This window comes from Mesorhizobium waitakense, assembly GCF_056431085.1.
On record NZ_JBWKME010000124.1, the window covers coordinates 1 to 10,228 of the forward strand.

4 protein-coding genes and 2 pseudogenes are annotated in these 10,228 nt (G+C 61.7%); all 6 read right to left on the reverse strand.

Annotated elements, in window-relative coordinates; all coding sequences use genetic code 11:
• Positions 1–63 precede the first annotated feature (63 nt).
• Positions 64–3,720, reverse strand: a complete 3,657-nt coding sequence (locus tag AC07FD_RS25915) for a TIGR02680 family protein (protein ID WP_478352142.1) — start codon at positions 3,718–3,720, stop codon at positions 64–66.
• Positions 3,717–5,636, reverse strand: a complete 1,920-nt coding sequence (locus AC07FD_RS25920; protein ID WP_478352143.1) for a TIGR02677 family protein — start codon at positions 5,634–5,636, stop codon at positions 3,717–3,719. The genes AC07FD_RS25915 and AC07FD_RS25920 overlap by 4 nt, the downstream gene beginning before the upstream one ends.
• 617 nt (positions 5,637–6,253) lie before the next feature.
• Positions 6,254–6,402 (reverse strand): annotated as a pseudogene (locus tag AC07FD_RS25925) (IS3 family transposase); the annotation flags it as partial.
• 70 nt (positions 6,403–6,472) lie between these two features.
• Positions 6,473–8,401, reverse strand: coding sequence for an ATP-binding cassette domain-containing protein (locus tag AC07FD_RS25930; RefSeq protein WP_095084244.1), 1,929 nt, complete (start codon positions 8,399–8,401; stop codon positions 6,473–6,475).
• 3 nt (positions 8,402–8,404) lie between these two features.
• Positions 8,405–9,457 carry an efflux RND transporter periplasmic adaptor subunit gene (locus tag AC07FD_RS25935; RefSeq protein ID WP_378921951.1) on the reverse strand — a complete coding sequence of 351 codons (1,053 nt, stop codon included), beginning with the start codon at positions 9,455–9,457 and terminating at the stop codon, positions 8,405–8,407.
• A 578-nt stretch (positions 9,458–10,035) separates the two neighbouring features.
• Positions 10,036–10,179, reverse strand: a pseudogene (locus tag AC07FD_RS25940) (transposase domain-containing protein); the annotation flags it as partial.
• Positions 10,180–10,228: the final 49 nt, after the last annotated feature.

Here is a 10,228-nt window from a genome sequence, read left to right on the forward strand (position 1 = left end):
CATGGCCTGATGGAATCACGCCGCCCGCCAAACCGCCACCCACCCCAACCCCATACACCCGAGTCATAACGACGCGTCCGCCACCGGTTTTGCCCCGGTTACGCCTGACGACCAAAGGTCCGCGCTGGTGTTGAGCAGGCGCTTGCGCGCCACGTCGAGGCCCACCGGCGCTCCTTCCTCTTCTAGCAGTGGCTGCCACAACAGGCGATAGCGTACGCCGGTGGAGGTAGGGCGTTTGTGCAACTCGCCGTTGATGGCGTCGACTTGACGTTCGGCGCCCTGCAACAGGCGCTGGATTTCCGCGGCGATTTCAGCCTGCAGATGGTTCTCCAGAACAGCCCGTTCGTTGGCGGTGAGCAGTTCGCTGCGCTGGGCGATCTCTTCGGCGAGGCGCGTGGCAAGGCGGTCGGGCCGTTCGCGCCGGTTCTGATAGACGATATCCACCCTGAAACCCCAATCGCTGGGGTCGGCCTGGGCCTGGTGGCCGAGCGCGCCAAGCGCGCGCTGCAGCTCGGTCAGTTCTTCAGCTGTCTGCCGCTGGACGCGCGCCCACGCCTCGTCGTCGTCCTTGAGGTTCGACAGATCCTGTTCGGCGCGGCGGGCCAGCGTCAACGCCGGGTCGATCGTCCACTGAACGCTCATGTCGGGCATTTCAACATGCGGCAGGGCGGCCGACAGCAGGCCCGTGCCCGAGAATTGCTGCAATGTGGAGATCGCCTTGGCGCGGGCCTCGCCGCGCTGCTGAAGAACGAGGTTCGCCGTCTCAGCCTGCTGGCCGGCAACCGCACGCGCCTCACTTGCCTTGCGCCAGGCTTCGCCGGCGAGCTTCAGGGCGGCTTCACCGGCTTCGACCACACGGCGCGCATCGGTCAGTTGCCGCTGCAATTCCTCGACCTTGGCGCCGACCGTTTCGCGCAGCACGTCGAGCCGAGCAGAGGCGTCTTCCGCTTCAACACGGGCTGTCGCGAGTTCCTCTTCGCGCTGCCGCACATCGTGGCGTGCCTCACTCTCGCGGGCACGCTGACGTTGCCGCTCCGGCAGTGCCAGACGGACCTCATGGGCCACTTGTTCGAGCCGGACGTGCGCATCGCGATAATGATCGAGCGCTGCTTGGATGGCAGGCAGCGCTTCGGGTATTTCGGGCAGGCGCTGGTCAACGGCATCCGCGGCAAGCTGCTCGCGCACTGCCGTGAGCGCCTGTTCGGCCTCGCGACACCGTGTGTCTGCTTCGGCCAGCTTTTCGCTGGCGAGACGCGCGGCTTGGGCGCTAGCGGTGGCGGTCAAATGAGCGACCCGCAACGCCTCGTCGGCGGGCGCAAGCCGCCACTCTTCGTCGGCCTGTTCCCGATACAGCGCGAGCTGCTCCACCTTGGCTCGCACATCCGTCAACTCAACGGAGAGTTGGGCGAGGCGGCCAGCAATCTCGGCCAACCGCCGCCCGCGGGCTGCGGCGCGGGCCGCGTGGCCGATGTAGACTGCCTCTGGCTTGCCCCACGCACCGGACAATGCGCCGAGGCGGAAGCGGCCGTCGGGGGCGATCCAGGCCTCGCTGTCGATCGGATCGTCGTCCGCGCAGGCGATGCCCGACAGCACGCGCTCGATGATGTTGGCTGGCACGACGCAGCCGGCCGAGACGGTGGCTTCCAGCCAGTCAACGAGCGATGGAGAGTGCTTTTGTCGTTCCACAGCCTGCGTATCGTAAGGTAGGGTGCCGCCATCGCCGGCTTGGAGGCGTCCGTCAGGCGCTATCCAGGCGTCCAGCAACCCGGCGGCTTCGAGCGCGGCTTCAAGGCCGCCGCGTTGCGGGGCAGCCACCGTGCCGCGAAAATCGACCACTTGCCAGAGCGGCGCGCCCTGACGTGCATCGCGGACAGAGGCATCGCGCGTATAGGGCAGGGGCGGCGCCATTTCGTCGCCGGCTTCCAGGCGTCCGCGTTCGTCTTTCAGGGTGTCGTATTCCATCTCCAGCGCCTGCCTTTGGCCGTCGAGCGCTACGCGACGCTGAGTCAGCGAAAGGCTGGCCCCTTGATATGCCGCTTGCAGAAGCCGGAGGGTGGGGTTGTCACCTTGGAGCGTTATTGTCCATTCCGCCAGGGCCGTCAATGCCGCGGATCTGCCGTCGGGATCGACCAGCAATTGTTTTAGGCCGATAAAATAGCGGTCCCAGCTCTCCACCAGAGCACGGCCTTGCTGTTCGAACTTAGTGTCGGCTTGGGTCCGACTTTCGGCAGCCTCTTCAGCTGCGATGCGCCTTTCATCTTGGACTTCGCAGCGCCGCGCATAGGCGGCCTCGGCCCGCGCGACTTCGTCGTGGCGGCGACGCAACTGGGCAATCTGCTCACGCCGGCCGACAACGAGGTTGCGGAGCTCGCCGCAGGCCCCGTCGAAAGCATGCTGCGTCAGCTCGATCAGCGCGGAAGCTTGCGATGTGGCGAGGGGATTTCCAGCATGCTGGCCAGCGATGCCCGCCGCATCGGCGTGCGTCGCACTTTCCAGGCGCAGATGGGCCAATGCGCGTTCGGCCTGGTCCGCGCGCTGGATTGCGCGTCCGGCTTCTTGCGTGCTGAGTCCCAGCCGTCGGCCCGCCTCTTCGACGGCCGCCGTGGCCTTCTGCATCGCCTGCAGTCGTGCAGCCCTGTCTCTTTCGGCGGTTTCGAGGCGGTTGGCGTCCTGCATCGTCGGGTCGGAACGCAAAGTGTCGAGACGCGCGCGCCCTCGCGTCAGCACGATCTCCGCATCATCGTGGGTCGTTCGTGCCAGCGTTTCTTGCGCTTGGGCTTCGTCAAACCGGACCTGGGCTTCGCCTCGTGTCCGGCTGGCGTTGTCAAACTCGGTCTGGGCCTGGCGCAACAAGCGTGCCTGCCGGCGGGTCTGTGTGCCGGCGTAGATGCGATAACGCTCTTCGAAACGGCCGACGGCCTTGACCAGGGCCTGATACTCGTCGAGCTGACGACGGTCTTCCTCCAACTGTCCAAGCGCTTCGGCAACGTCGCCGAGTAATTCGGGCGCCAGCGGCGGCAGGGCCTCGGTCAGGGCATTCGAAAGCGCGGTCTCGTCCGGCTTTCTGGAAAGCTGCGGCTGGCGAAGCTGGATCAGCGTGTCCATCAACGCGTCGTAGCGCTTGGCGCCCAAATGGAACAGGCGCTCGTCGACGGCGCGGCGGTAGCCGGCTGCAGTGTCGAACACCTGGCCACGACCATCGAGCGCGTCGCGCAGGCGCTCCTTGGTCAGTACGACACGCTGCGCGCTCGTCAACCACAGATCCTGGTTGATGCGCGGCGCGCCGTCGGTGTCTTCCAACAGGAAGAACCAGCTATCGACCTGCGGACGGGCCGCCGTTGCCGAAAGGCCGGCGCCGAGCGAGAGAAAACGTGGCGTGCCGTCTTCCGCGACGCGGCCAAACTCGATCCACGTATAGCCGATGCGCCGGTCATAGCTGTTCATCAGCAGGTTCCAGGCCATCTTCTTGCTGCCGTCCCCGTCGGGCTCGATGCGCGAAGACTTGAGCTGCGCGTCGAGCAGCAGTGGCAGCGTCAGCGACAGCACCTTGGACTTGCCGGTGCCGTTGTTGCCCCGCAGCAGCAGGTGGCCGTCGCGGAACCAGAATTCCTCGCTGTCGTAGTGGAAGAGCTCCACCAGACCCAGGCGCAGAGGCTGCCAGCGCTGCCGCGTCGGCATCGGCAAGGCGGGTTTTTCCGGAGGCAAGGCGAACAGGTTCATGTCGATTCCAATCGAAGGCCGGCTGCCCTGGTCGAGGCGCCGCGGCTTTCGCGAATCTCAGCCTCGCCCAGCGCGAAGCGCGCGAGCGCCGGCAGGGGCTGTATGAAGCCCGCCATCCGCACGGCAAGTCGCAGCTTTTCCAATCGATCGATCGCAATGGTGGCGAGCTCGCGCTCGGCGCCGGGCTCGCGCGCCGATTTGCGCCAGTAGCGGCCATACCGGCCCTTGGCCTCATGCAGGAAGTCGGCAATGTCGTGCTCCCGCATGCCGGTGGCCGGTGCCGTGCCGGCCCCATCCGTCCGGCGCTGCCTTTGGCCGGTGGCTAGGTGTTCGGCAACCAGCAGCGTTACGTGGGCGTCGGTGCCCTCGGCCGGCATGGCGACGTCGGTCAGCACACCGGCTTCATCGACCAGCGCCAGCCCTTCGGCGCGCTGCTCGGCCACCAGGCCGGCGGCCTCGCACAGGCGAGCCGCCATTGCGCCGCGCTGATTGAAGAAGTAGGCTCGGGCTTCCGTGTCCAGCGTCTCGACATAGACCACCGGATCATCGAGAAGCCGGCGCGCGAGTTGGTGGCGCAGCGCCGTGCGCCGACCTTCCTCGCTGTCCGCTACATGTTCGCCGACAAGGGCGCGTAGCCGCTCTTCGAGCGTTTTGGGCGCTTCTTCCGGTGACCAAGTGGACGGGCCACGCACAGCCGCCAGCATGCCGGCGAGCATGCGGCGTTGCACGTCGTAGAGCGCATCCGCCTCGGCGTCCGCGTTGGCGTTGAGCGAGAAATGCCGCGCCGGATTGAGGGCGAAGGCGGCCCGCGCAAGGCGGTGCGCCTCGCCGTTGTCTGCGCAGGCGGCAAACCAGCCGGCGAGCATGCGGAAGTCGGCAGAGCGATCGCTGCGGCCGCTGCGCCGCTCATTCAGCGCGGCGATAGCAGCCAGAAGCTGGGGGATGGCCGATCGTGCCCGCGCCCGCAACAGCTCGGCTTGCGGGGGCTCGTGGCCGGTGCTGAGAAACCAACCGCGCAGACCCTTCCAGCGTTCTCGCCAGGCTTGCAGGTAATCTTTCCGCGCCTCGACCTGATCCCGTGCGCCGCCGGGAGCCGCGTCACGCGATTCGCGCTCGGCCACCTGTCCAAGCAGGGCATCGATGCCCGGCTCCAAAGCCAGGATGAGGCGTGCGATGGTGTCGGAACGGCGCACCAGATCACCCATGAAGCGCTCCAGATAGTCGATCAGCCGCTTCTTGTAGTTTGCGACCACCCCTGCTTCGGCTTGCTGCAGCTCGATGCTGCGCGCGACGCCGGCCATGAACGCCTGGGCGTTCTCGGCCAGACTTTCGAAGACACGCACGAGATCCCGTAGCGTTTCGTGGATCTTGGCCGCGTCAGGTTCGGTTGCTTCGGCCAGCGCCTGAAGTGCCTGCAGTCGGCTCGCTATGTCCTCGAGCGCCACCGTTTGCAGCTCAGCGCGGCGCTGCAAGGTCTGTACGAACACTGCCAAGGCGGATTCCACGGCCTCGCCGCCCTGCGAAAGGCGATAGAGAAAGCGTGCACGGTAGAAGTCGCTAAGGCTGGCAACCCGCGCGGTGTCGGGATGCGATTCAAGATTGCCCCATTCCGTAAGCTGAGTGAGCGCCGTATTCACGTCCTCAATGCGCGGCGGCCCGTCCGGCCATCGGGCTTCGGCAAGCACTTCGTCGGGCCGCAACTGCAAACGATATTGCCGCTTCGCCGCTGCGAAGACGTCCATGATGCAGCGGTAGAATGCGGCCTTCTCGGCGCTAACGTGACGAAATAGGTCCGCCGGGTCATTTGCAATGTGCACAGGCAATCGCTGCCTCCCCAAATCCACTTTGAATGTTTTTGCTTTGTTCTCACGTTCAGTCAAGACCACTCGTATCATTGCCATCGCTTCCGCCCACACATCCACCCATTCCCGGACGGCAATGGCCGTGTGTCACCACTGTCGCATGCGATGGCGCTGAAAGCAGGCATCGGGGACTTGGCTTATGGTCGATCTCCAGAGGCCTTGCCCGCAGCCTTGAGGATCGAGGCGAATACAAACGGATGATGGACCATGCAGACAGCCCTCGTCGCGGGGACCTCAATGGCCGAGGCGATCTCTCGGAAGCAGCCCTCAAGGAGTTCTGCGAGTGGTTCCTTACCGGGGCACTCGATCAAATACGCTTCTCCACAGCGATTTTCGACCTTGATCGCTTGGAGGATCGGTACCGCTTCCTGGTCAAGGACATCAGCGACGACAAACGCGCGCCCGCTCTCTTAGCGGCGGTCCTCAAGCACGAATCACTCGAGCGCGGTGATGTTCACCTTGTGCTCAAGACATCGGAAAGAACGGCACGGAACACGATGTCCGCCCTGGTTAGACAAGGGCTCCTAAAGTCCCAAACGCCCAAAAGCCACTGTCCGTATAGCCTTCCCACTGGACTATCGCGAGAGGCTCTTCCCGAATCGGTTCACCGATGCCGAACTGACTAGACCCTATGAGCCGCCCCGGGTTTGCCGGAGGCCGTTTCGTTTGAGTCACGCGGCCATGGCTGGTTCTTCCAGCATGGCATGGTAGCGCTCCTCGGCTTCGGCCGGCGGGATGTTGCCGATGGGCTCCAGCAACTGGCGATTGTTGAACCAGTCCACCATTCCAACGCCGCGAACTCGACGGCCTCGGATGAGCGCTATCAGCCCATGACGATAAATGTTAGCACCGTTGCTCTGTTCGCAACGTCCCTGTGTGGTCAGCATCAATCAATCGCGAGATAACGCCTCGACGGGCTTCAAATGCGCCGCCTTTTTCGCAGGGAAAAAGCCAAAGATCGCACCGATCATAACAGCCATGACGCAAGCGACGCTGACTGCGTGCAATGAGATCACCATCGGAATGGTTGTTTCGATGGAGCCGGCGAGCGCGCCAAGGCCGAAGGCGAGGGCGACGCCCGCGCAACTCCCCATGATAGTGATGGCAAGGGACTCGATCAGAAACTGCAACATAATATCGCTCGCCCGGGCTCCTACAGCCATCCGCAAGCCGATTTCGTTGGTGCGTTCGGTGATCGAAACCAGCATAATATTCATCACGCCGATACCTCCGACCAACAGAGCGACAGCTCCGATGGAAACCAAGAGCATCGAGAAAGTTCGCGTCGTCTTCTGGAGCAACCGCCGTAGCTGATCGCTATTGTATGTGAAGAAATCCCGCGTTCCGTGACGCTTCTCCAAGAACGCTATCATGGCTTTCTCGGCAACGTTTGTATCAACGCTCCCATTGATTCGGACGTCTATCTCGCGCAGCCGTTGCGAGCCCGAAATGCGGGAAAACACGCTGAGGTGTGGAATGAACACTTGCGGCTGCCCATCCTGCTCTCCAACGGCACCGACAATCACGAAGGGCACACCCTTGATGACCAGGATCTCACCAATCGGGGTCCTTGAATTGCCGAAGAACGTTCGTCGGGTGTTGCTATCGATGATCGCCTCCGGCAGAGTGGCATTCCCACCGTCGGTGAATCGGTTGCCTTGCGTTATGGGACGGTGCGCGACGTCGAAATAGGCGTTGCTCACGCCCATGATTTCTCCGTCAGCGGTCCTGCTCTCGAACATGAGCTGCCCTGAATCCATGGTCACCGGACTGACACTATTTACGTAGGATTGCTCTGTCAGGGCGGCCGCGTCGTCGCGAGTGAGGCTGTCGGCATGTCGGCGGTTTCGGTCATCCCAGCCGGTGCCAGGGAAGATGCGGATAGAGTTTGCGCCAAGGCTGTTGATCTGGTCGAGAACGATCGTCTGGCCACCCTCACCGAGACCAACGACGGCAATCACCGACATGATGCCGGCGACGATTCCGAGCAGTGTAAGAGCGCTACGCAGCCGATGTGCGGCAACTGATCGCAATGCGATACTGGCAGCCTCGGACGTTCTTCTGAGGAAGCTCGTCAGGAAACCGACATTTTCCGCAACATCAACCAGGTCGCGCAAGGGAGGCGCTCCACTCGCGGCGCTGCGTCGATCAGAGACGATCTGTCCGTCATTGATCTCGACGATCCGATCGGCGTGTCGAGCGACGCACATGTCGTGTGTAACTATGATGATGGTGTGTCCCTCCGCATGAAGGGTCTTCAGGAGGTCCAGAACAAGCTCCCCGTTCTTTGAATCGAGCGCCCCTGTCGGCTCATCTGCAAGAATGATTTCTCCACCGTTCATCAATGCTCGGGCGATCGATACGCGCTGCTGCTGCCCCCCCGACATTTCCATTGGGCGATGATGGAGCCGATCTCCCAGACCGAGTTGGGTCAGCAATCGCCTGGCTCGGGCTTGGCGCGTCGACTTCGACACGCCGCTATAGATAGCCGGCACCTCGACGTTCGATATTGCGCTCAGCGAGTTCAGGAGGTGATACCGCTGAAACACAAAGCCGAAATGCCTGCGCCTGAGTTCTGCGAGCCCGTCCTGACCAAGGGCCGAGACATCCTGCCCGGCCAAACGGTAAGTGCCGGCTGTCGGGGCATCCAAGCACCCCAGGATATTCATGAGCGTCGATTTGCCGGACCCGCTCGCGCCCACAAGCGCCACGAATTCGCCGCGCTGTACATTGAGATTGATTCTTTCGAGTGCCTCGACGGTTTCTCTGCCCAGGCTGAACGACCGGCCAAGATCGCGGAGCTCTATCAGATGGTTCATCATTCAGCTCGTTGTGTTTGGCTCGGATACGCCGAGCAATACGGTCTCTCCTTGACGAAGGCCTTCAAGCACCTGAGCGTGGATCCTGTCCGTATAGCCAATCCGAACAGGTCGCTCTGCTACCTTGCCGCCTGTGTCCTTCACGTTGACTAGGTATGATCCGTCCGCCTGTCGCAGCGAAAGAGCGGCCCACGGCACAAGTAAGACATCATCCGCACGTCCCATAGAAATGTGCACTTGAGCGGTCATCTTGGGTCGCAGCTTTTCTTCAGGATTCTTCACCCTAAGCACGCCGTGGTAATAGATTGCGCTGTCTTCCGCTTTCTCCGCGGAGCGATAGTTCGCCGGCTCGTCGGCGATGGACGGCGGTGCATATTCAACCGCCTCAAGCGTGGTCTGGTAGCGAGTCTGTGGATCTCCGATGATCGTGAACCACGCGTTTTGACCAGGCCTTGTACGCCAGACGTCGACCTCGGAAATCCGGATCTTTACCGTCATCTCGTCAAGGTTCGCGAGCACGGCGACCGTTGGCGAAGTCTGCGCAGAATTGAGCGTCTGTCCCGGCTCGATCGGGATCGCCAAGATCTTGCCGTTCATGGGCGCTGTGATCCGCGTATGTGCAAGAGCGGCTTGCGCGGACTCAACCTCGACCTCGCTTTGCCGAATCTTGGCTTCCTGCGAGACCAGATCGGCCAATAGCGTCTGGTATGTTTTTTCAGCCTCTTCCAACTCCTTGGTAGTGACTGCATTATGCTTGCTGAGGCTACGCTGTCTGCGGTAGTCGAATTCCGCGAACCGTATTTCTATTTGCTTCAAGTCCCTCTGGGCCTTCATGTCCTCAACCTTGGCCCTCGCAGTTCTAAGGGTGTTTTGCTCTGTCACGGCGTCGACCTCCGCCAGAAGGTCTCCAGGCATGACGGTCTGGCCGACGCGAACATGGATTGCCTTAATCTGGCCCGTTACCTGGGTGCCAACCCGGACCATCGAAGTCGGCTCGAGAGTGCCCAGGGCTAATACGACTTCTTCAACTGAACCTCGCGTAACAATCCCCGTCATTTCGTCGCCTCGCGAGCTTTCCGCGGAGTTCATCGAAAAAAAAGACAGATACGCTGCACATAAAATTATAGCCGCGACCGCCACTAGGACATATATCGATTTTTTTCCCATATGAGATCCATGACACTCGCTATTTACATGCGTACAGAGCAGATAAATTCCTAGAGGTTTCTATTAAGCGACTGGTTTATCGGAAAGTTTGTTCAGATATTAATATGAACAAAAATATAGTCTATATACATAACTATAAACATGAATTGTAGCTGATGTAGATGGCATGTATGGCCGTGTGGTGAGAATCCAGGAAGATTATTAATTGGTCAAAATCAAACAAGTTAGCAGAAGATCTAGTTAGGACATTGCGGAACTGTGATGCGCTTATGGAGTGCTCCGCCGATAGCTTGCGCTGCTCAAAAGGACGCATCGGCCGGCACCTTTCGAAAACGGATCTCTTCGAAGCACCTCAAAGGTTTCAATGCTTGTCACCATCACTAGCCCTTCATGACTGTCCTGCAATGCGCGTGCCAACCTTCTATGTCTGCAACGCCACAATCTGGGATCTTCGGTAAGCGGTGTTCTCAGGCCACGGCCTTGAGTTCGTGCGCGGTGATGTAGGCCCAGGGCAGCAACTCGTCGATTTGGCCGTTGGGGTGTCCGTTGACGATCCTGGTGAGGACGTCGGCGAGATAGCGGAGCGGCTCGACGCCGTTGAGCTTGCAGGTTTATGCCGCACGCCGAACTATGCCGAGCGGACGCGTTTCCTCCCATGTT